The following is a 21616-nucleotide window of genomic DNA, read 5'->3' as shown; positions in this document are numbered from 1 at the left end:
CTCGGACAGACGCTTAGCCATTCGTTGGTCACAACGCTAGCACCGGCATTCAGTGGCATTTCTGACAATTATCAAAGAACACGATTTGCCAGCCGCGAGACCCATGGGTTGGCACTCAAACCATGGAGCAGCACACTCAGTAAAACGGTGCAGGCCGCTACAGCCACCAACGTACGACCGACTTGCAGAGGGTAGTCCAGAATCATCACGGCGAAGACAATACTTGCAAGGCCGCGCGGACCGAACCAGCCGATGAACAGCCGGGTTTCGAAATCGAAGTCGGTCCCTGCCAGACTGATGAGCACAGGCAGTACGCGAACCACGGTCAGGCTGAGCACTGCATACAACCAGATATTCAGCGTGAAACTGCTCCAGGCCCAAGGGATTACCTGCGCGCCAAACACCACCCAGGTAATGACGGAAAGCAGGCTGGCGAACTCTTCGCTGGCCTTGAGCAGATCATGCTTTTGTTCAGCAAACAGATAACTGGCGAGCAGGCCGCCAACGAACGCCGCGATAAACCCGCTACCGCCTGATGCTTGCGCGGTGGCAAAGCAAACCAGCGCCAGTCCGGGTAGCGTCAGCTGTGACCACATGGGGGTTTGCCAATGGCGTTTCCCGGCGTAGCGCTGCAACAACCAGGCGATCAACGTCAGGGCGACGCCGACGAGCGCGCCAATGCCAAGCTCCTCGGCAACCAGCTCCACCGCCAGCGAGACGGGCGACCGTGTCTGTTCTTCGATCAACAGGGCCAGGAACATCAACAGCACCGGCACGCAGATGCCGTCATTGAGCCCGCTCTCCACGTTCAATCCTTCACGCACGGATGCCGCCACCTTCGGATTGCTCACGACAGCCTTGCCCAGTGCGGCATCCGTGGGCGCCAGAAGAGTCGCCAAGATGGCCAGTTCGATCGGGGGAATCTGCGGAAACAGCCAGATGCCGACCAGCCAGCCACCGAGCATGGTCAACGGCAGCCCGATCAACAACAAGCGTAGCGGTAATCCTTCGTGGGCTTTCAGCACCTTGAGATCAGCGTTGGCGGCATCGCTGAAGAGCACAATTGCCAAGGTCAGTTCGGCCAGGATCCGGAGGCCGTCCTTGTCGATCCGGGGCAGCAGCAGGCCCAGGAATGCCGGGCCAAGAATCAGCCCGGCGAGCATGAACATCAGAGGCCCATTGAGCAGGCGCGACTCGAAACGTCCGGCAAACAGGCTATAGACCAGCAGGAAAGCGGCAAGCAGTGCCAGGTTCTGATACATCGATCACCTGCCTGTCCGGGTTCAGAGAGAAGGGATAAGGCAGGTTTAATTCATTGCTCGTAGCGTCTTCTGATAAAAATCAATGGATGTGAGGATTCCCCCAGCAAGTACCTGATCAGCTCCTGCGTCGACGCTCCAATAGAGAGAACAGGTACATGCCGGCCAGCATGGCCAACACGAATACGATGATCTGCCCGTGCCCGGTAAGCACAATAGCGACGGCTGGCCCAGGGCAGATTCCCGCCATCCCCCAACCGATGCCGAACAGCAGGCTGCCGCCAATCAGGCGGGCATCCAGCTCCCGTTTCATCGGTAACTGCATGGGGGCTCCCAGCAAGGATTGCTTGTTGTTCCGCGCCCAGTTCAACGGGATAACCGCCACGGCGATGGCGCCTCCCATCACCAGAGCAAGTGACGGATCCCAGGCCCCGGCCACATCCAGGAAAGCCAGTACCTTGGCGGGGTTCGCCATGCCTGCCAGGAGCAGCCCCAGGCCGAAGATCAGTCCTGCGAAAAAAGCGCTGAGCTTGATCATTTTCAGGCCCCCACGACATGACGAATGACGTACACCGTTGCAAAACCGGCGAGCATAAAGCACATCGTTGCCGTGATGGATCGGGCAGACAGTCGAGAGATCCCGCAAACCCCATGGCCACTTGTGCAGCCAGAGCCGAAACGGGTGCCCACGCCGACGAACAGTCCCGCAATGATCAGCGTCGGCCATTCTGCCTTGATCTCGATCTGCGGCAGTACGGCAAACACTCCCCACAACAATGGCGCGAGCATCAGGCCAAGAAGAAACAGTGCCTTCTCGCTCCAGCCTTCACTGCCAAATTGCATCACGCTGCCAATCAAGCCACTGATGCCGGCGATGCGACCATTGGCGAGCACGAATACCCCGACCGCCAGGCCTATCAAGGCCCCTCCGCCCAAGGCAGTCCAAGGCGTAAAGTTCAGCCAATCAATGCTCATTTGGTAGCTCCTGCAAAGAAGTGCTGATGAAAGCCATACATCACCGCGCGTGCCGTGGAGCTGTTGATTCGCTAGCCGGCGTGTTTTGCGTCATTAAAAACCGCTCGATCTCCTCAACGGTACTTCGCGCCGTTCGGGTGACGCCGATCAGTGTCGCGGAAGCGGCGCCTGTCCAGTCGCCATACCCCACCAGCCATAAGCGCGGCTCCTTGATCGAACGCGTACCTTCAACGACCACACGTCCATCGGCGGTACACACCCCCAGTGATGCCAGATAACCGAGGGCAGGGCGAAAACCGGTGCACCAGATCACTACGTCGACCGGCGTTTGCGAGCCATCGGCCCACGTCACCCCGGTTTCGGTGAAGCGCAGGAACGGCCGAACCGCATGCAGCACGCCGCGCTCTCGAGCTTCGACGACTGGCGGGACCATCACGATATCGCCCAGGCCTCCGACCGGTTGTTCAATGACGGTCCCGGCGAGCTGGGCTTTCCAGCGCTCGGTGGCGCGCTCGAACAGCACGCGGCCATCGACGTCATCGGCGAGAAATTCTGGCGGCTGCGGAGTAACCCAGGTGGCGTCGGCCATTTTTGAGACCTCAGCGAGGATCTGTGCACCGGAGTTGCCACCGCCCACCACCAGGACTTTTTTCCCCGCAAAAGGCTTCGCATTGACGTAATGGGCCGAATGCAAATGCTGGCCGGTAAAGGTTTCACTGCCGGGGTAATGTGGCAGGTAAGGATGACGCCAGGTGCCGGTCGCACTGACCACTGCGCGGGCCAGCCAGCAACGGCCCTGGGCTTTGACCTGAAGTCGATCGCCCTGGCGCTCAACAGCATTGACCCAATAAGGCCGTTCGACAGGAAACTGATAGCGTTGCTCATACTGGCGCAGGTAATTGATCACGTTGTCACGACTGGGATAGCCGTCGGTGACCGGCGGCATCATCCAGCCGGCGATGGAGCTCCAGGTCGAAGGTGAAAACAATCGCAGGGAATCCCAGCCATGCCGCCACGCACCACCCGGTGCGGCTTCGGCATCAATGATCACAAACGAGCGCCCGGTGCGTCGCAGGAAGTAAGCCACGGCGAGTGCGGACTGACCGCCGCCAATAATCGCGACATCCACTTCGGTACAGTTGGCAGGCATTGGGAGAGTCCTTGAGGCAGCGCAAGTCAGGCCAGATTAGCGCATCCGAATCGGGCGTTTGTTGATGATCCTCAAATGGCGGTATCTAGATCGCCGCCCAATCGGTTCGATGCTGCAGCAGAAAATCGACGAATGCCCGGACCCGCTGAGGAACGTAGCGGCCATGAGGGTAGAGCAGGGTGTAAGGCCGGGAGCGCCCATTGTAGGGCTGGAGTACCTCGACGAGGCGCCCATCGGCCAATTCGTTCTCGACAATGAATCGGTAAGTCTGGAACAGGCCAGCGCTGTGTTTGGCCAGAGTGACGCCGCCCAGCACATCGTCCGAGCAGCAATAGCGGCCCTCTGTGAAGATCTCGCGATGTTTGCCATCGACCTCGAACAGCCATGAGATGCGACGGCCGCTGCTGGGCAGTTCAAATTGAATGCACTCGTGAGCGACAAGGTCATCCAGTGTCGTTGGCGTGCCGGCCTTGGTCAGGTATTCAGGTGTCGCGACCACGACCAGTTGTGCGTCCTCCAGCAAGCGGGCGATCAGGGTCGAGTCCGGTTGAGCCCGGACCCGAATCGCCAGATCGTAGCCCTCCGCCACAAAGTCGATATTTCGGTTACCCAAATGGACATCCACGCTGACGTCTGGATAAAGCGCCCGAAATTTCGGCAGAAGCGGCAAGATCCGGTGATGCCCATACGTGGTCGGAAGACTGATGCGCAACCGGCCTGAAGGCGTCGATTGAGCGCCCATGACTTCTTGCTGTGCTTCCACCAGTTGCGTCAGGGCCTGTCGGCATTGTTCATAGAATACCCGGCCCGGTTCAGTCATCCGGATGCTGCGTGTGGTTCTGACGAAGAGGCGTGATCCCAAACGCTCCTCTAGACGCAAAATCGAGCGGCTTACTGCTGCAGGCGTCACACCGGCTACCTGCGCGGCTGCCGTAAAACTGCCCGTTTCCGAGGCCAGGCAAAATAGCTCGATGCTTCCTAGCTGCAGGTCATCAAAATGACGCTTCATATTCATCACACCGAGTATTCGCGAAGTGCCCAAAGCATACCGAGGTCGATGACGCAGTGGCGAGGACCGCGGCTTTTATTCATTACACGGCGTCATAAATGAAGTAACCGGGTCCGCATTTATTCATTCACGGCCAGCTTATAGAGTTCATTCCACTTGCCGTCTCATCATGCCGATGAGACGCAAACTGGAGACTTTCCCGTGCCTTTCATCAACGTTCGTATCACCCGCGACGGCGTAACCAAAGAACAAAAAGCACAGGTGATCGCAGAGATCACCCAAACCATGCAGACGGTGCTCAACAAAGACCCGCACCTGACGCACATCGTGATCGAGGAAGTCGATACCGATAACTGGGGCTACGCAGGAATAACCACGACCGAGTACCGCCAGTCGCTGGTGGAGCCCAGGTAATGCTGAGGCACTTGAAACCGCTTTTTTCAACTATCGAGGCATTATCATGAGCCATTCAAAAAAAGTCGTTGTGGTCACTGGCGCATCCCAGGGGCTGGGCGCGGGCATCGTCGAGGGTTTTCGTAAACTCGGTTATCAAGTGGTGGCGACTTCGCGCTCCATCCAGCCGTCATCGGATCCGGACATCCTGACCGTCGCCGGAGATATCGCCGATCCGGCGACGTCAGAGAAAATCATCCGCGAAGGTGTAGCGCGTTTTGGCCGCATCGACACGTTGGTGAACAATGCCGGGATTTTCCTCGCCAAGCCGTTCACGGCCTATACCCGCGAAGAGTATGTAAATACCGTGGCGACCAACATGGGCAGCTTCTTCTATATGTCGCAGCAGGCGATTGCCCAGATGGAGAAGCAAGGCGAGGGCGGTCATGTGGTCAGCATCACCACGTCGCTGGTCGATCACGCCATCGAGGGCGTGCCATCGGTGCTTGCATCGCTGACCAAAGGTGGAATGAACGCCGCGACCAAATCCCTGGCGATCGAGTACGCCAAGCGCGGCATCCGCGTTAACGCGGTCTCGCCGGGAATCATCAAGACCCCGATGCATGGCGAGGAAAGCCACGCTGCACTGGGTCGCCTGCATCCGGTCGGCCACATGGGCGACGTGCAAGACATCGTCGCAGCGGTGTTGTATCTGGACAGCGCCCCATTCGTCACGGGCGAAATCCTGCACGTCGATGGTGGTCAAAGCGCCGGTCACTGATGGAGACGGCGGTCTGGCCAGCCAGGCGACCGGCAATCTGAAGCAAGAAGCCGCCATCGGCGGCTTCTCCCATCACATTTGGGGGGCGTTGCGCGCAGCGATCGCGACGGTGGTCGGCGAATCCGCAAGTGGAACGAATTGCCGTGTCGCGCCATCAAGTGCATCGATGCATCCGGCTTCGATGTCATAAACCCAGCCGTGCAGATTCAGCCGTCCTTGCTCGAGCGCAAGGGCCACTGAGGGATGCGTACGCAGGTTCGCCAGTTGCGCGATCACGTTTTCACGCACAAGGCCATCGAGCTTGGCGCCGGGCGTATCGAACTCATGCGCCGCGTTAATCGCTTTCGCGGCGTCCGCGTGACGGAGCCAGTTAGCGACCGCAGGCAGATGATCCAGACAAGTGCAGCGCGAAATCGCGCCCATCGCGCCGCAGTCCGAATGGCCGCAGATCACGATGTCCTGGACGCCGAGCACAGCGACCGCATATTCGACGGTGGCCGAAACGCCGCCGGGCTCGGGGCCGTAAGACGGCACGATATTGCCGGCATTACGAATCACGAACAATTCGCCCGGTTCGCGCTGCGTAAGGAGTTCCGGCACAACACGACTGTCCGAGCAGGTGACAAACAGCGCCTTGGGATTTTGTGCCGTCGCGAGCTGCTTGAACAGCTCGACACGCTGCGGATAAACCTCGCGCTGAAAGCGTAGAAAGCCGTCAATGATGTCACGCATGAAGTTCTCCAAACCCGATTAACAGATGGGGGCACAAGCACTCAATGTGCTGTCGCGCCGTGGTGGCCGGTATTATCGCAAACGTTGCGCGGGTTAGCTGTACTTGACTTGATGTCTGCAGCCTGTGGGCATTGGTGCAGGAGGGACGTAACGTAATACATCGTTTAACATAATATACATTACACGTAACAAGATGTTTCCGAATCAGCCCGGTTGCACGCCACATTCAATCCAGAGGCTCACCAGAAACCGCATTTTCCAAAACCTCGGTCTGGCCGGAAATTTGTGAGCCTCAATCAGCAGACCGCGTCAGCTTTTCTATCAGTATCCGGTGCTGTGGAAATTGCGCAGTCAGTCTGCGTCTGTCACCCATCTCCATGTCCGCGAAATCAAATCCCGGCGACACGGTTTCACTGATCAAACCAAATCCGTGTTCACCCTCAAGCAGTCGCGATGCTTTCCAGATGCCACCAGGCACGTGCATTTGCAAAAGCTGTCCCGCCAGAATATCGCTACCCATCACCAATGTTTGAAGCGAACCGTCACCTGCGATCATGCTGTACTCGATGGGATCGCCCAAATGGTAGAAATGCAGGATGTCCGATTGGTTGAAATGAAACTGGCCCACCGGCGAATCTTCCGTTAGCAAGTAATAGATCGAAGTCATCAGGTAACGTGGGCCACGGGTGGTTTGCAGCATGGCGCGATGATCTGCTTGAAAAGTCCTGCGAAAATAGCCGCCTTCAACATGAGGCTGCAGATCCAGTGCAGCAATCACGTCCACAATGTCTGTTTTCCCTCGATTCATGGCCTGCTCCATTGATTGAAAGGCAAATAGGCTGATAGCTCTACTAAACGGCTATTTAGTGGAGTTAACGGTATTTCGAAGAATATCGAAGACAATTGCTTCCACTTCAACGATCTAACGCATACCCACGTCAGGAACACTCGCTAGCGCTTCAGCGTCTCGCTCGGCAGCTCTTTGAACAGCGCCCTGTAACTGTTGGAAAACCGCCCCAGATGCCAAAACGACCAGTTCATCGCCACTTCGGCCACGGTGGTTTCCGTGGGCCGGCGATTGAGTAATTCGCGGTGTGCACTGTTAAGCCGGCGCAGGCGCAGCCAGTGGCTCGGGGTCATACCGGTGTAGGCCTTGAACGCCTGCTGTAATTGACGCAACGGCACCCCTGCCACCTTCGAAAGCTCAAGCAGATTAACAGTCTCTTCCGGCGAATCTGCCGCCCATTCCCCTACTCGCTTCATGATCGTCCGCTCTTCAGTACGACGCTGCAAACCGCCTCGATCAAGGCGGGTGTGAGCGTTGTCGAGGATGAACAGACAGTCTTCGAGCAACTGCTGAGTCAAAGAATTTTTATCAAACGGATCAACAGCTTGCGACAACTTCGTGAGCGTTGAGCTTAACCAGCGACTGAACAAGGCGTTTTGCCCGCAGTTAAGCGGCGCCATGAACAATCCCTCGAGTTTCGCCACATCCAGACCGTGTTCCCGGACGAATTGCGGGCCAAACACCACGGCGATTTCCTGGTAGTTCTCCGGGGTGATCCAGATGTTGCGGCTGTCTTCGTTAAGCAAATACAGCGCGTTATCGCTGCGATCAAAACAGAACGCCAAGGCACCCGATGGCGCACTGAATGCCTGCTCGACGCGGGTGTTCATCTGTTCTTCGTAGACCTGCACACCTTCCAGATCCAGATAGCGAATCTGCCCGGCGAAATGCCCGGGCGACATCTGCTGGTAATGCTGGACCCAACCCGGTGTGGCGCGGATTTGTTCGGTGACATCAGCGGTATTGAACGCCTGAACCTGAAGCGGATTACACGTTGTCATGGGAGACCTTGCGCACTCTTTTGGTGCGCTTTGGTGCTGCTTAAAGTGGATAGATGGAACGGCAAGGCATGCCCAAGATAGTCGTCAACGCGCCACAGGGGAAGGGGCGGAAGATGAAACCCGCCCTCCCCGGCGTCTATAAAACCAATAACGAGGTCTTTATGAATGCCCCTTTCGATCAGCTGTTCACATGGCTGAAAGATCACAAGATTACCGAAGTTGAATGTGTGGTCAGCGACCTGACCGGCATTGCCCGCGGCAAGATCGCACCGACCAACAAGTTCCTGCATGAGCGAGGCATGCGCCTGCCGGAAAGTGTGCTGCTGCAAACGGTAACCGGGGATTTTGTCGACGACGACATCTACTACGACCTGCTCGACCCGGCCGACATCGACATGGTCTGCAAACCGGTGAGCGACGCCGTGTATGTGATTCCATGGGCCATCGAGCCGACCGCCATCGTCATCCACGACACCTTCGACAAGTTCGGCAACCCGATCGAACTGTCGCCGCGCAACGTGCTGAAAAAAGTCCTGCAGCTTTACACCGACAAGGGCTGGAAGCCAATCGTTGCACCGGAAATGGAGTTCTACCTGACCCAGCGCTGCGAAGATCCGGACCTGCCACTCAAGGCACCACTGGGTCGTTCGGGCCGTGCCGAAAGCGGTCGGCAGTCATTCTCCATCGACGCCGCCAACGAGTTCGATCCATTGTTCGAAGACGTCTACGACTGGTGCGAGCTGCAAGGTTTGGATCTGGACACGCTGATCCACGAAGACGGCCCGGCGCAGATGGAAATCAACTTCCGTCACGGCGACGCCCTGGACCTGGCCGATCAGATCACCGTGTTCAAACGCACCCTGCGGGAAGCGGCGCTCAAGCACAACGTCACCGCGACGTTCATGGCCAAACCGATTGGCGACGAACCTGGCAGTGCCATGCACCTGCACCAGAGCGTGGTGGAAATCGCCACGGGCAAGCCGATTTTCGCTGATGCCGACGGCAAGATGAGCGATCTGTTCCGCCATCACATCGGCGGCCTGCAAAAGTACATTCCTAAAGTACTGCCGATGTTTGCGCCCAACGTCAACTCGTTCCGCCGCTTCCTGCCGGACACCTCGGCACCGGTCAACGTCGAGTGGGGCGAAGAAAACCGCACCGTCGGTTTGCGTGTACCGACCTCCGGGCCGGAAGCCATGCGCGTGGAAAACCGCCTGCCGGGCGCCGACGCCAACCCGTATCTGGCGATTGCCGCGAGCCTGTTGTGTGGCTACATCGGCATGGTCGAAGGCATCGAGCCGAGTGCCGCCGTCGAAGGCCGCGCCTACGAACGCCGCAACCTGCGCCTGCCGATCACCATCGAAGACGCGCTGACGCAAATGGAAGAGTGCGACACCGTTGCCCGATACCTTGGCAACAAGTTTGTGCGCGGCTACGTCGCGGTCAAACGCGCCGAGCATGAAAACTTCAAGCGCGTGATCAGCTCCTGGGAGCGCGAGTTCCTGCTGCTGAGCGTCTGAGCAACACACACAAACCCTGTGGGAGCTAACTTGCCAGCGATTGCGTCGGCACAGTCGACATCATTATCGACTGCCCCACCGCTATCGCTGGCAAGCCAGCTCCCACAAGGGGCCGTGCTCACCCGAAAAACTCCAATAACTCCAAGAGGTGTCGATATGCGTCTATTGAAATCCATGGTTCCCGCCGCACTGGCGCTGTTGTGCAGCACCGCAGCCCTGGCCCAGCCCCAGGTCAGCGTCTACAACTGGACCGACTACATCGGTGAAACCACCCTCGCCGACTTCCAGGCCAAGACCGGGATCAAGGTGATCTACGACGTGTTCGACTCCAACGAAACCCTGGAAGGCAAACTCCTCGCCGGTCGCACCGGCTACGACGTGGTGGTGCCGTCCAACCACTTTCTCGCCCGTCAGGTAAAAGCCGGCGCGTTCCTCAAACTGGATCGTGAGCAGTTGCCGAACTGGAAGAACCTCGACCCGAAATTGCTCGAATTACTCGAAAAGAACGACCCGGGCAACCAGCACTCGGTGCCGTACCTGTGGGGCACCAACGGCATCGGCTACAACGTCGACAAGGTCAAGGCAGTGCTTGGCATCGATCACATCGACTCCTGGGCCGTGCTGTTCGAGCCGGAGAACCTGAAGAAACTCACCCAGTGTGGCGTGTCGATGATGGACTCGGCGGACGAAGTGTTCCCGGCGATCCTCAACTACATGGGCATGGACCCACGCAGCGAAAACCCGGAAGACTATAAAAAAGCCGAAGCCAAACTGCTGAGCATCCGCCCCTACATCACCTATTTCCACTCCTCGAAATACGTTTCCGATCTGGCCAATGGCGACATCTGCGTAGCCTTCGGTTACTCCGGCGACGTGTTCCAGGCGGCCAACCGCGCCAAGGAAGCCAAGAACGGGGTGAACATCGCCTATGCGATTCCGAAAGAAGGCGCCAACCTGTGGTTTGACTTGCTGGCGATCCCGGCCGACGCCAGCAACACCAAGGAAGCCCACGCCTTCATCAATTACCTGCTTGATCCGCAAGTGATCGCCAAGGTCAGCGCTTCAGTGGGTTACGCCAATCCGAACCCAGCAGCCAAGCAATACATGGACCAGGCGCTGGTGAACAATCCCGAGGTCTACCCGTCCCAGGCGGTGCTGGACAAGCTCTACATCTCCTCTACCCCGCCCCAGTCGATCATGCGTCTGATGACCCGGTCCTGGAGCAAAGTGAAGTCGAACAAATGAATCAGTACACGCAAGAACACGCCCGCTCCTATTACGCGGCTTCGGCCCGGGCCAGCACGCCCTGGCCGGCACTCGACGCTGACCTCAGCGCCGATGTCTGCGTAATCGGCGGCGGCTTCACCGGGGTCAATACCGCGATTGAACTGGCGCAGCGCGGGCTGTCGGTGGTGTTGATCGAAGCAAGGCGCATCGGCTGGGGCGCCAGCGGACGCAACGGCGGCCAGTTGATTCGTGGCATCGGTCACGAGGTCGAAGGCTTTGCCCGTTACGTCGGCAACGACGGCGTGCGTTATCTGCAACGCGCCGGTATCGACTCCGTGGAACTGGTGCGCCAGCGCATCACCGAGCATGCCATCGAGTGTGACCTGCGTTGGGGCTTCTGCGAACTGGCCAACACCCCGGCGCAGTTCGCGGCGTTCAAGGACGAACAGGTCAGCCTCGACGAACTCGGCTACCGCCATGAGACCAAGCTGGTCGGCCCCGAGCAAATCCGTCAGCAAGTGGTCAACGCCAATGTCTATGCTGGCGGTCTGATCGACATGGGCTCCGGCCATCTGCACCCGCTGGATCTGGTGCAGGGCGAAGCGCGTCTGGCGGCGTCCCTCGGTGTACGCATTTTCGAGCAGAGCCCGGTCCAGCAGATCATCCACGGCGAAACGGTTGAAGTGCGCTGCGCCACCGGCAGCGTCCGCGCCGGCAGTCTGGTGCTCGGTTGCAACGCGCATCTGGATGAACTCGAGCAGCAACTCAGCGGCAAGGTACTGCCCGCCGGCAGTTACATCATCGCCACCGAGCCGCTGTCCGAGGAACGTGCCGCGCAATTGATCCCGCACAACCTTGCGTTGTGCGACCAGAAAGTCGGCCTCGACTATTACCGGCTCTCGGCGGATCGACGCCTGCTGTTTGGCGGCGCCTGTCACTATTCCGGTCGCGATCCGGCGGACATTGCCGCCTACATGCGCCCGAAGATGCTTAAAGTCTTCCCGCAACTGGCGGACGTGCGCATCGACTATCAATGGGGCGGCAAGATTGGCATTACCGCCAACCGTTTTCCGCAGGTCGGGCGGCTCAAGCAACAGCCGAACGTGTTCTACGCTCAGGGTTATTCCGGTCACGGTCTGAATGTCACGCACTGGTGCGCCAAGCTGCTGGGCGAAGCGATTCACGCCGGCCACAGTCAGGGCATGGACGTGTTCAGCGCGGTACCGCACATGACCTTCCCCGGCGGCCCGGCCTTGCGCTCGCCGCTGCTGGCACTGGGCATGTTCTGGTATCGCCTGCGCGAAATCCTCGGCTAACGCTCGCCCCTGTAGGCGCTGCCGAAGGCTGCGATCTTTTGATCTTTAAAATCAAGAGATCGCAGCCTGCGGCAGCGCCTGCACAAAACCACATCGACCCGCGAATTTGCTCTATCGCCAAGCACTTCTATATTGATGAAGTGCTTTTGCGTTCCTGACGCTCAGCATCCACAAAACCGAGGAGGACATGGATGAAGTCGTCAGCCGCCGATGAACCACGAACACCGGGCCACGCGCCGATCAAGACCCGGCGTTTCAGCATCTCCCTGGTGTGGATCGTCCCGGTCGTCGCGGTGCTGGTCGGCATTTCGCTGGTGGTGCACAACCTGATGCAGGAAGGCCCGACCATCGTCGTCAACTTCAAGACCGGCAGCGGCCTGGTTGCCAACAAGACCGAGGTCAAATACCGCAGTGTGGTGATCGGTCAGGTGACGGATGTCGAGTTGAGCGGCGATCAGAAGAGCGTCGACGCCACGATCAAACTGGCCAAACAGGCCGAAACCTTCACCCGCGAAGACTCGCAGTTCTGGGTTGTGCGCCCACGCATCGGTGCCGGCGGCGTTTCGGGCATCGATACCTTGCTTTCCGGCGACTATATCGGCGCCGACATCGGTCAGGCCAACAACCGCGCCAAGCATTTCAAGGGGCTGGAGAATCCGCCGCCGATCACTTACGGCGAACCGGGCAAGCGCTTCATGCTGCATGCCTCGGATCTCGGCTCGCTGGATATCGGTTCCCCGGTTTACTACCGCAAGATTCCGGTGGGCCAGGTCGTGACCTACACCCTCAATCCCGAGGGCAAAGGTGTGGACATCGAGGTGTTCATTCACGCACCGAACGACGCGTTCGTTACCGAAAACACGCGCTTCTGGAACGCCAGCGGCATCGACATCAATGTCGGGGCCAACGGTTTTGCGGTGAAGACCGAATCGCTGTCCACCATGCTGGTCGGCGGCATTGCCTTCCGCGCGCCGGATTACAGCCCCAACGACGTTGCCGCCGCCGACGACAAGGACTTCGAACTGTTCGCCGATCAGCAGACCGCCCTCGCCCCGCCCAACGGCAAGGCGCAATACATGGTGTTGCGTTTCGAGCAGTCGTTACGCGGGCTCAAGGTCGATGCGCCCGTCGAGTTTCTCGGCATGGAGATTGGCCGGGTCGTCGGAATCAACCTCGACTTCGACGCGAAAAAACGCACCTTCCCGCTTAACGTCGGGATCGTCATTTACCCGCAGCGCCTCGGCCAGGCTTACAAAAAGATGCTGACCGAATTCAAGCACGATCCCAACGACGAAGCGGCCGGTATTCGTCTGCTCGGCACCTTCGTCGACAACGGTCTGCGCGCTCAGGCCCGCAGCGGCAACCTGCTGACCGGGCAGCTGTACATTGCGCTGGATTTCTTCCCGAAAGCCGAGAAAGTTGCATTCGACGCAACGGCCCGACCGGTCGCCTTGCCCACCGTGCCCGGCAGCCTCGAACAGTTGCAGGAAAAACTCGAAGCGGTGGTCGACAAGCTCAACAAACTGCCGGTCGAGCGGATTGCCGGCAACCTCGACAGCAACCTCGTCGAGCTGCGCAAAGGCCTGCAACAGTTCAATGCGAAAACCCTGCCGGGCGTGCAGACCACACTGGCCGACGTCAGCAAGACCTTGCAGTCCGCCAGTTCGACCCTGGCCGAAGATTCACCGCAGCGCGAGAAACTCACCGAGACCCTCGACGAACTCGGGCGCATGTCGCGTTCGCTGCGTGAGCTGTCGGACTATCTCGGTCGCCATCCGGAATCGCTGATTCGCGGTCGTCCCGACAACGCAGCGCCGCTGGATCTGAAAGGACCGCCACGCAATTGAGCCCAGGAGCTATCCCATGGCTGTACCGCTGAAGATCACCATGCTCGCTGCGTTCATGCTCCTTGGCGCCTGCCGCAGCGAGCCGATCAACTTTCACACCTTGACGCCGGTGGAGCTGTCGGCGTCCCGGGCCGGCGCGCAGATTCCCATTGAGGGGATCAGCGTGCCGCCGCAAGTCGACCGCCCGCAAATCGTCATTCGTCAGGGCAACAATGGCCTGGCGATTCTGGAAACCCAATGGTGGGGAGCGAGTCTGGCGGATGAGTTGCGCAGCGCCTTGAGCGATCAACTGAGCAATACCGGCAGTCGCGGCAATGTTTCGGTGCGTATCGATGTGCAGCGTTTCGACTCGATCCCCGGACAATACGGGCTGATCGACGTCAAATGGCGCCTGCGCCCGAGCGGTGCGGCGGACAACGCTCTGCTGACCTGCCATTCAACCTTGCAAACACCCTCCGGCCCGAGCATCGACGAACTGGTGGCCGCGCAACAGAACAACGTTAAACGCCTGGCAGCCCTGATCAATCAGGCGGCGGGCAACGCTCGCTGCCCGTCAGCCTCCTGAGCCGCCGACAGCGTGACCGTGAAACGGCAGCCATTAGGCTCGCGAGTGACCAACTGAACCTGCCAGTGTTGATGGCTGCAGATCCGCTGCACCAGCGACAACCCCAGCCCAAGGCCTTCACCGCGCTGTTCGTCACCGCGCACGAACGGCTGGAACATCGCGTGACGTTTTTCTTCCGGAATACCGATGCCGCTGTCCTCGACCACAAAGCTGTCGTTGAGCAGGGTCAATCGGACAAATCCCTGATCGGTGTAATGCCAGGCATTGCGCAGCAGATTGCCCATGACCGACTGCAAGAACGTCAGGTCATAACGCTCGCTGCCCGCCAGTTGCGGCTCGTAGATAAACTCCAGACCCTTTTCGCCAATCAATCGCCCCCAGATTTCCACCTGGGCGTCGGCGATAGATTTGAGTGTGCAAGTGGATTCGGTGCCAAGCTCCTCCGGCTTGCGCGCCAGCATCAAGAAGGTCTCAACCAGCTGGCGCATTTCTGCGCTGGCCCGGGCGATGCGTTTGACCTGTTGGGTGGAGCGCGAATCCAGCGAGGGGTTGGCCAGCAACAGCTCGCAGGAACTGGCCAGAATCATCAGCGGTGTGCGCAACTCATGGCTCACGTCACTGGTGAAAAGCTTTTCCCGGTTCAGGGTTTCGCGTAACCGGCCGAGTGTCTGGTCGAAAGACAGCGCCAGCGCCCCAACCTCGTCATCGGCGTAATCCGGATGCAGCGCCGGTGCCAGTGCAATCAACTGGTCACGATGACGCACCTGCCCCGCCAGGCGAATCACCGGCGCCATGACTTGCCGCGCCAGCAGCCTGCCGAGCGCGACCGCCAGCATGACGCTGAGGATGAACCCGACTATCACTACCACGAACAGCAGGTGCTCGCGTTGTTCGAAGCTTTCCTGATTGCGCAACAGCACATATTTGCGGCCGCCGACCGCCTCGACCATCGCATAGAAGTCGTCGCCGTTGAACGTGATCTCTTGAAACCCCACGGGCAGTTCCGCCAGTTGCGGTGTCAGCGCCATGGGCCCGGGGCCGTTCTCGAAAAAAAACAGTTCGCTCTTTTCCGGCTCGTGGCGCCACTGGTTGATGTCGTCCATCGCCAACAACCGGCGCAAGCCACCGCTGAGGGCGGTCATGGTCAACTTGTGCTCCACGACATGCACGGTAGCCACAATGCCCATTGCGAAGACACCGGCCACCACCGCGCTCATCAAGGCGAACACAATCACAATCCGATTGGCGAGGCTTTGCTTGAGGTCCATCCGGTTGCTTGGCTCCAGTGCTGATGTCGGGGACTGCAAGCAGCTGCGTCACGACGTTATCCAGAGTCGCAGCTTCGCCTCGACTGGCGCTGTTGTTAAGTGGCCCTAATAAACAAAACGAGTATTTGAGTTTATTTATCAAATAGACTTTTCCGTTAATGCCTGCGCCGCTCTCGCAAATTTTTCACATGTTCTTCACTGCACCGCCACGACTCTGAACGTAGTGTTCAGCAGCCATTCAAGTAGACCACCGTAAAGTAACTAACCTCCTGGAGCTTACGTTGCACTGTGCGTGTACTGAGTGGAACTCGGGAATGACAAGGGGCAACGTCGTGGTTGAATTAGTACACGTACAATCAGCATCTAAACGATGGGTTCTGTCTCGTCCGCGCACTTGGGCAATCATTGCTGTCGGTTTGCTGTTGATTACACTGATTTGCGGCTTCGTCTGGGTCCAACGCTCGCCCGCCAACCTGCGCTACGCCAGTGCATCGGCGACCCAGGAATGGCTGAAGGCCTGGCAGGCCGGTGAGGTCGTCGCACTGGTCCGTCATACTGAGCGTTGCGACCGATCGACCAATACTTGTCTGGGGCCGGCAGACGGTATCACCCAGGCTGGCAGCATTGCTGCAGCCGAGGTAGGCCGTGGCTTTACGCAACTGGGCCTGGAAAAGACCCGATTCTTCAGCAGCCCGCTGACGCGCACCCTGCAAACCGCGCATTCCATGCTCGGCCACGATGCCGTGGCTGCGGAATGGCTGGAAACCTGTGGCCCGACGATGCGCAATGAAGTGGTGGCGCACAAGACCGCAGGACACAACATGATCCTGGTGACCCACAGCGGCTGCATCGCCGATTTCGAACGGCAAACCGGTTACCCACGTGCGGTTGCCGCCGAATATGGCAGCACGGTTCTAGCCCGGATAGATGCGCAAGGCAAACTTGAAGTAATCGGCATCATGAACCCAGAAGGCTGGCAACGATTGGCCAAGTAATCATCAGACTTGATCAAGTAAAAATGCTCGGGCAATGCTCTGGCACAGACTAATTAGCGTTTATGAAATTGTAATAAGAAATTTTTTTCACTTTGAAAAACTGGAAATATTTCATTTTAAAGCTTGGCTTTTCGAGGAGAACTTAACGCTGGAAGCAGACCCGTTCTCCGAATACAGGACACGCCCTTCGGACGTGCTCGCCTCTGCATTCATTCAACCCAGTGCCGCGCCTGCTATGGAAATCGCCAGGCGCAACACTGAAACGCACACTTTGTACTGCACCAAGGTCCAGTCATGACGTCTGAGAACAAACCGTTGCACCATGCAGCGTTGAATTTGCCGCGCCTCCACCAGAGCACCCTGATCGAACGCTTTGCGATACCCGGGCTGGTACTGGCATTCGTGGTGTTTTATCTGCTGCCGCTGATGACCCACGGCCTGTGGATTCCCGATGAAACCCGCTATGGGCAGATCAGCCAGGAAATGCTGCAGAGCGGCAACTGGGTGGCGCCGCACTTCATGGGCATTCGCTATTTCGAAAAACCGATTGCCGGCTACTGGATGATTGCCATCGGCCAAGCCATTTTCGGTGAAAACCTGTTTGGCGTACGCATCGCCTCGGCGCTCAGCACGGGCGTGAGCGTCTGGCTGGCCTATCTGCTGGCCCGTCGCCTGTGGAACAACCCGCGAATCAGTGCCGCTTGTGCCCTCCTTTATATGAGCTTCGGCCTGATCGCAGGGCAAGCCGGCTATGCCAACCTCGATCCGCAATTCACCTTGTGGGTCAACCTCAGCCTGGTGGCGATCTGGTTTGCCATCGACAGCAATACCCCGCGCGCGCGTCTGGGCGGCTGGGCATTGCTGGGATTCGCTTGTGGCATGGGCCTGATGACCAAAGGTTTCCTCGCCCTGATGCTGCCGGTGCTGATTGCCCTGCCCTACATGATCTGGCAGCGACGCTTTGGCGAGCTGGTGCGTTATGGTCTGGTCGCCGTTGCGGTGGCCGCGCTGGTCAGCGTGCCATGGGCACTGGCCGTGCATTACCGTGAACCGGATTTCTGGCGATTCTTCTTCTGGCACGAACACATCCGGCGTTTTGCCGCCGGCGAAGACGCACAGCACGCACGACCATGGTGGTTCTACCTGCCGTTGCTGTTTGCTTCTACCTTGCCATGGGCCCTGCTGTTGCCTTCGACGCTGCTACGCACCTGGCGCGAAAAACGCGATCCGAAAATCGCCTTCCTCGCCTTGTGGTTCCTGCTGCCGCTGGCATTTTTCAGCGCGAGCAGCGGCAAACTGCCGACCTACATCATGCCGTGCCTGCTGCCGTTGGCCCTGTTGATGGGCTACACGGTAATGAACTGGATAGCTGACCAGAACGGGCGCGTCTTGCGCATCAACGGTGTGGTCAACGTGGTGCTGGCCATTGCGGCGCTGGTTGCACTGATCTACCTGCAAGCGACCCGTGAAATTTACGAACACACCGAAATGTTCAGCCTGTCGCTGGGTTATATCGTGTTGCTCGGCTGGCTCATTGCCGGCGCGCTGCAAACCGTGCGCCCACTGACGCTGTGGGCGATGCCGGCGCTGGGCATCGGCTTGCTCGTCGCACTGCTGCCTGCCGCCATGCCGGCGACCATCGTCAACAGCAAGATGCCGGATCAGTTCATTGCCGAACACCAGCAGGAACTCAGCCAGACCCGCTCGTTGCTGAGTAACGACCTGGGGGCGGCTTCTGCGTTGTCATGGCGCTTGCGTCGCCCGCAAATCGACCTGTTCAACACCGTTGGCGAGCTCAAGTACGGCCTCGATGACCCGGCCATGGCGTCACGCAAGGTCAGCCTCGCCGGTGTAGGCGAGTGGATGACCGAAGCGCGCAAAAAAGGCTCGGTGGGTGTGGTGATGCGCGTCAACAGCACCTCCGACGAACAACAACTTGAGCTGCTGCCGATCGATGGTCAGCACTTCCGGCGCGGCAACCTGGAAATCTTCATTTTTGCCCAGAGCAAACCATGACCGCAGACAAAAAAGATCGGGGCGCGTTGCTGCTTCTGCTTGCCGCGACTGCCCTGCTGTTACTGCTCGGTCTGGGGAGTCGTGAGCTGTGGGGGGCGGAAACCCGCTGGGCTAACATCGCGTTGCAGATGTTGCAGAGCGGCGACTATTTCGACCCCTATCTCAAGGGCAGCCCCTATTACGACAAGCCGCTGCTGTCGTACTGGCTGATCACCGCCACCGCCTGGTTCACGGGTGGACTGGGGCATTGGTCGTTGCGCCTGTCATCGGTGATTTCCGCGTGGTTCAGCGTGTGGCTGGTGTACCTGATCGGCGAGCAACTGTTTCGCAAAGGCACCGGGCTGATTGCCGGATGGATGCTGGCGACCACGTTCTACTTCGTGTTCTGGGCGCGAGTCGCCACTGCCGACATCCTCACCGTCTGCGGTGTGCTGGCGGCCGTCTGGTGGTACTGGCGCGGCCCGGATGACACCCGATTCTGGCGCTACGTGGTGTTCTTCGGTTTGCTGTCGCTGACCTCGCTGTTCAAGGGCCTGATCGGTTTCATCCTGCCGGGGCTGGTGCTGCTGCCGCACCTGCTCAGCGAGCACCGCTGGAAGCGTCACCTGAACCTGCGACTGTTCGCGGCGATAGTGATCGCCGGGGCGTTTTACATGACACCATTCGTGCTTTCGCACTTCTACGGCGCGCCCAACTACGAACAAAGTGGCCTGGGGCTGGTACTGCGTGAAAACGTTGTGCGGTTTTTCCAGCCGTTCGATCAGTTCGGGCCGATTTACACCTACTTGATCTACCTGCCGGTCTACACCCTGCCCTGGGCGCCGTGCTGGTTGATCGCCTTGTGGGTGGCCGCGCGCAACTGGAAGCACATCGAACCGGATACCCGCTGGCTGATTCAAGGGCTCGCGTTGCTGATGCTGTTCTTCACCGCCAGTGGCAGTCGCCGCAGCTATTACGTCTTGCCGCTGGTGCCCTTCGCGCAACTGCTGGGTGCCTGGTGGGTGACCCGGCGCATGGCCGCTCGCCACAGCGAAGGCCGTGGGCTGAAGATCGGTTTCGCTGTCACCACCGTGTTGCTTGCCGCAATCCTGGGTGTGCTTTACCCGTGGACCAACAGCGGCGGCGGTGTCATCCGCTTCGGCGAACAGGTTCGCGAGCAGGCCAGCCAGCAGGCACCGTTGAATCAATGGCGCATGGTCATGGTCGAGGTCGACAACAAAGTGCCGATGTACCTGCAAACCGGTGGTGCACCGTTCTACTACGTGCCGGAAACGATCCAGGACTTTCCGCACAATGGTGACACAGCAACGCTGATCGCCTGGCTGGAACGCACCAGCGGAGAACGGTGGGACCCGCAACGCACGATTTTCGTGGCGCAATACCGTTCCGGTGACGCCGTGCCGCTCGATGCGCTGAAGGCTGACCATCAGGTCATCACCACCACGCCCACCCGTGGCGAGCAGGTCTTTCACGGGCGGGAAGACCAGAGCGTGGCCTACATCCCCCACTCCTGAGCGATGACGTTAAGACAAAAGTAGAGAGTCGCGGTAAATTTGAATGGCAATGACAACTATTAACGGCTTCTTTGACGTTTTTTTCTCATTTGCCACCCTACATTGCCGCGACTCGACACTTGCAAATCGTTCGCATTGTTTCCTGCGAGGGTTTGCTCATAACGTCTGAAATCAGGAGCTGCCCGAATGAATCCACGCCTTCCATCCATCTTCAAGCGCGCATTGCTGGCCACCGCGTTGCTCGGCACCGGGCATGCAGTTGCCGCCGACTCGGTAGGTCTGGTGGTTTACAACGCGCAGCATGAAACGCTGACCAAGGCCTGGGTGGCCGGTTTCACCGAGGAAACCGGGATTCCGGTGACCATTCGCAACGGCGATGACACCGAGATGGGCAACCAGCTCGTGCAGGAAGGCGCCGCCTCGCCGGCAGACGTATTCCTCACCGAGAACTCCCCGGCGATGGTGCTGGTGGACAACGCCAAACTGTTTGCGCCGCTGGCGCCCGCGACCCTTGAGCAAGTCGATGCTGCCTACCGTCCGGCCCACGGCAATTGGGTCGGCATCGCTGCCCGTTCCACCGTGTTCGTCTACAACCCGAGCAAGCTGACTGAAAAAGACCTGCCCAAATCCCTACTCGACCTCGCCACCCCGGCCTGGAAAGGCCGGTGGGCCGCCTCGCCGGCTGGCGCCGACTTCCAGGCGATCGTCGCCGCTGTGCTGCAACAGAAAGGCGAAGCTGCCACGCTGGAATGGCTCAAGGGCATGAAGACCAACGCCACGATCTATCGCGGCAACAGCGCGGTGCTCAAAGCGGTGAACGCCGGGCAGATCGACAGCGGCGTGATCTACCACTATTACAGCTTCGTCGATCAATCCAAGACCGGCGAGAACAGCAAAAACACCCAGTTGTACTACTTCAAACATCAGGATCCGGGCGCGTTCGTCAGCACCTCCGGCGCCGGCGTGCTGGCATCGAGCAAGCATCAGGATGAAGCGCAGAAGTTCGTCCAATACATCACCAGCAAGGAAGGTCAGGAAGTACTCGAAACCGGCACCTCCTTCGAATACGCCGTGGGTAAAGACGCGCCGTCCAATCCGAAGCTGACCCCGCTGAAAACCCTCGATGCGCCGAAAGTCGATGCGTCGACCCTCGACAGCAAAAAAGCCGTCGAGCTGATGACCCAGGCCGGGTTGCTCTAAG

General features: G+C 59.0%; 20 protein-coding genes. 11 read left to right on the top strand and 9 right to left on the bottom strand.

What is annotated here, in order from left to right; translation table 11 throughout:
• Nucleotides 1-71 precede the first annotated feature (71 nt).
• The 5 genes from AC193Q_RS06090 to AC193Q_RS06070 all read right to left on the bottom strand — a co-directional run bounded on the left by AC193Q_RS06090 (nt 72) and on the right by AC193Q_RS06070 (nt 4393).
• Nucleotides 72-1262, bottom strand: a complete 1191-nt coding sequence (locus AC193Q_RS06090; protein ID WP_121185437.1) for a cation:proton antiporter domain-containing protein — start codon at nt 1260-1262, stop codon at nt 72-74.
• Nucleotides 1263-1377: 115 nt separating this feature from the next.
• Nucleotides 1378-1797: a DUF6691 family protein gene (locus AC193Q_RS06085; RefSeq protein WP_121185434.1), complete on the bottom strand. Its 420-nt coding sequence runs from the start codon at nt 1795-1797 to the stop codon at nt 1378-1380.
• Nucleotides 1798-1799: 2 nt separating this feature from the next.
• Complete coding sequence (locus AC193Q_RS06080) at nt 1800-2234, bottom strand: YeeE/YedE family protein (protein ID WP_121185432.1); 435 nt, start codon at nt 2232-2234, stop codon at nt 1800-1802.
• A 40-nt stretch (nt 2235-2274) separates the two neighbouring features.
• Complete coding sequence (locus AC193Q_RS06075; protein WP_121185430.1) at nt 2275-3384, bottom strand: ArsO family NAD(P)H-dependent flavin-containing monooxygenase; 1110 nt, start codon at nt 3382-3384, stop codon at nt 2275-2277.
• 85 nt (nt 3385-3469) lie between these two features.
• Nucleotides 3470-4393, bottom strand: coding sequence for a LysR family transcriptional regulator (locus tag AC193Q_RS06070; protein WP_121187761.1), 924 nt, complete (start codon nt 4391-4393; stop codon nt 3470-3472).
• Between the two features lie 201 nt (nt 4394-4594).
• Between AC193Q_RS06070 and AC193Q_RS06065 the strand changes: the two genes are divergently transcribed.
• Together AC193Q_RS06065 and AC193Q_RS06060 are read left to right on the top strand one after the other, a co-directional pair.
• Entirely contained in the window at nt 4595-4807 is a 213-nt protein-coding gene (locus AC193Q_RS06065) for a tautomerase family protein (RefSeq protein WP_121185428.1), read from the top strand.
• A 46-nt stretch (nt 4808-4853) separates the two neighbouring features.
• Nucleotides 4854-5567: an SDR family NAD(P)-dependent oxidoreductase gene (locus AC193Q_RS06060; protein ID WP_121185426.1), complete on the top strand. Its 714-nt coding sequence runs from the start codon at nt 4854-4856 to the stop codon at nt 5565-5567.
• 72 nt (nt 5568-5639) lie between these two features.
• Here AC193Q_RS06060 and AC193Q_RS06055 read toward each other — a convergent pair whose 3' ends face one another.
• From AC193Q_RS06055 to AC193Q_RS06045, 3 genes are all read right to left on the bottom strand, one after another.
• Nucleotides 5640-6299, bottom strand: a complete 660-nt coding sequence (locus AC193Q_RS06055; RefSeq protein WP_041063919.1) for a carbonic anhydrase — start codon at nt 6297-6299, stop codon at nt 5640-5642.
• 292 nt (nt 6300-6591) lie between these two features.
• Complete coding sequence (locus AC193Q_RS06050) at nt 6592-7107, bottom strand: cupin domain-containing protein (RefSeq protein WP_121185424.1); 516 nt, start codon at nt 7105-7107, stop codon at nt 6592-6594.
• 143 nt (nt 7108-7250) lie between these two features.
• Nucleotides 7251-8147, bottom strand: coding sequence for a helix-turn-helix domain-containing protein (locus AC193Q_RS06045; protein ID WP_041063839.1), 897 nt, complete (start codon nt 8145-8147; stop codon nt 7251-7253).
• A gap of 161 nt (nt 8148-8308) precedes the next feature.
• On the opposite strand from AC193Q_RS06045, the gene AC193Q_RS06040 reads away from it, so the two are divergent.
• From AC193Q_RS06040 to AC193Q_RS06020, 5 genes are all read left to right on the top strand, one after another.
• A complete protein-coding gene (locus AC193Q_RS06040; protein WP_041063837.1) occupies nt 8309-9667 on the top strand; it encodes a glutamine synthetase family protein in 1359 nt (452 codons plus the stop codon).
• A gap of 156 nt (nt 9668-9823) precedes the next feature.
• Nucleotides 9824-10912, top strand: coding sequence for a polyamine ABC transporter substrate-binding protein (locus tag AC193Q_RS06035; protein ID WP_041063835.1), 1089 nt, complete (start codon nt 9824-9826; stop codon nt 10910-10912).
• Entirely contained in the window at nt 10909-12210 is a 1302-nt protein-coding gene (locus AC193Q_RS06030; RefSeq protein ID WP_121185422.1) for an NAD(P)/FAD-dependent oxidoreductase, read from the top strand. The genes AC193Q_RS06035 and AC193Q_RS06030 overlap by 4 nt, the downstream gene beginning before the upstream one ends.
• A 191-nt stretch (nt 12211-12401) precedes the next feature.
• Nucleotides 12402-14057 (top strand): MlaD family protein, encoded by a 1656-nt coding sequence (locus AC193Q_RS06025; RefSeq protein WP_121185420.1) that lies wholly within the window; start codon nt 12402-12404, stop codon nt 14055-14057.
• A gap of 16 nt (nt 14058-14073) precedes the next feature.
• Nucleotides 14074-14622: a PqiC family protein gene (locus AC193Q_RS06020; RefSeq protein ID WP_095669187.1), complete on the top strand. Its 549-nt coding sequence runs from the start codon at nt 14074-14076 to the stop codon at nt 14620-14622.
• On the opposite strand, the gene AC193Q_RS06015 is transcribed toward AC193Q_RS06020, so the two are convergent.
• Nucleotides 14583-15890: a sensor histidine kinase gene (locus AC193Q_RS06015; protein ID WP_121185418.1), complete on the bottom strand. Its 1308-nt coding sequence runs from the start codon at nt 15888-15890 to the stop codon at nt 14583-14585. The two genes, AC193Q_RS06020 and AC193Q_RS06015, sit on opposite strands and share 40 nt — an antisense overlap.
• 314 nt (nt 15891-16204) lie before the next feature.
• Here AC193Q_RS06015 and pmrG point away from each other — a divergent pair, with 314 nt between their 5' ends.
• The 4 genes from pmrG (at nt 16205) to AC193Q_RS05995 (ending at nt 21615) form a co-directional block, all read left to right on the top strand.
• Complete coding sequence (pmrG, locus tag AC193Q_RS06010; protein WP_121185416.1) at nt 16205-16885, top strand: lipopolysaccharide core heptose(II)-phosphate phosphatase PmrG; 681 nt, start codon at nt 16205-16207, stop codon at nt 16883-16885.
• A gap of 294 nt (nt 16886-17179) precedes the next feature.
• Entirely contained in the window at nt 17180-18901 is a 1722-nt protein-coding gene (gene arnT, locus AC193Q_RS06005) for a lipid IV(A) 4-amino-4-deoxy-L-arabinosyltransferase (RefSeq protein ID WP_483879299.1), read from the top strand.
• Nucleotides 18898-20415 carry an ArnT family glycosyltransferase gene (locus AC193Q_RS06000; RefSeq protein WP_131670408.1) on the top strand — a complete coding sequence of 506 codons (1518 nt, stop codon included), beginning with the start codon at nt 18898-18900 and terminating at the stop codon, nt 20413-20415. The genes arnT and AC193Q_RS06000 overlap by 4 nt, the downstream gene beginning before the upstream one ends.
• Nucleotides 20416-20601: 186 nt before the next feature.
• Nucleotides 20602-21615, top strand: coding sequence for an iron ABC transporter substrate-binding protein (locus tag AC193Q_RS05995; RefSeq protein WP_239777002.1), 1014 nt, complete (start codon nt 20602-20604; stop codon nt 21613-21615).
• The last annotated feature ends 1 nt before the right edge of the window (nt 21616 follow it).

The sequence above is a fragment of the Pseudomonas sp. F2 genome (assembly GCF_057174385.1).
The sequence above is the reverse complement of the archived record's forward strand: the minus strand, read 5'-3'. Positions and strand labels throughout refer to the sequence as shown.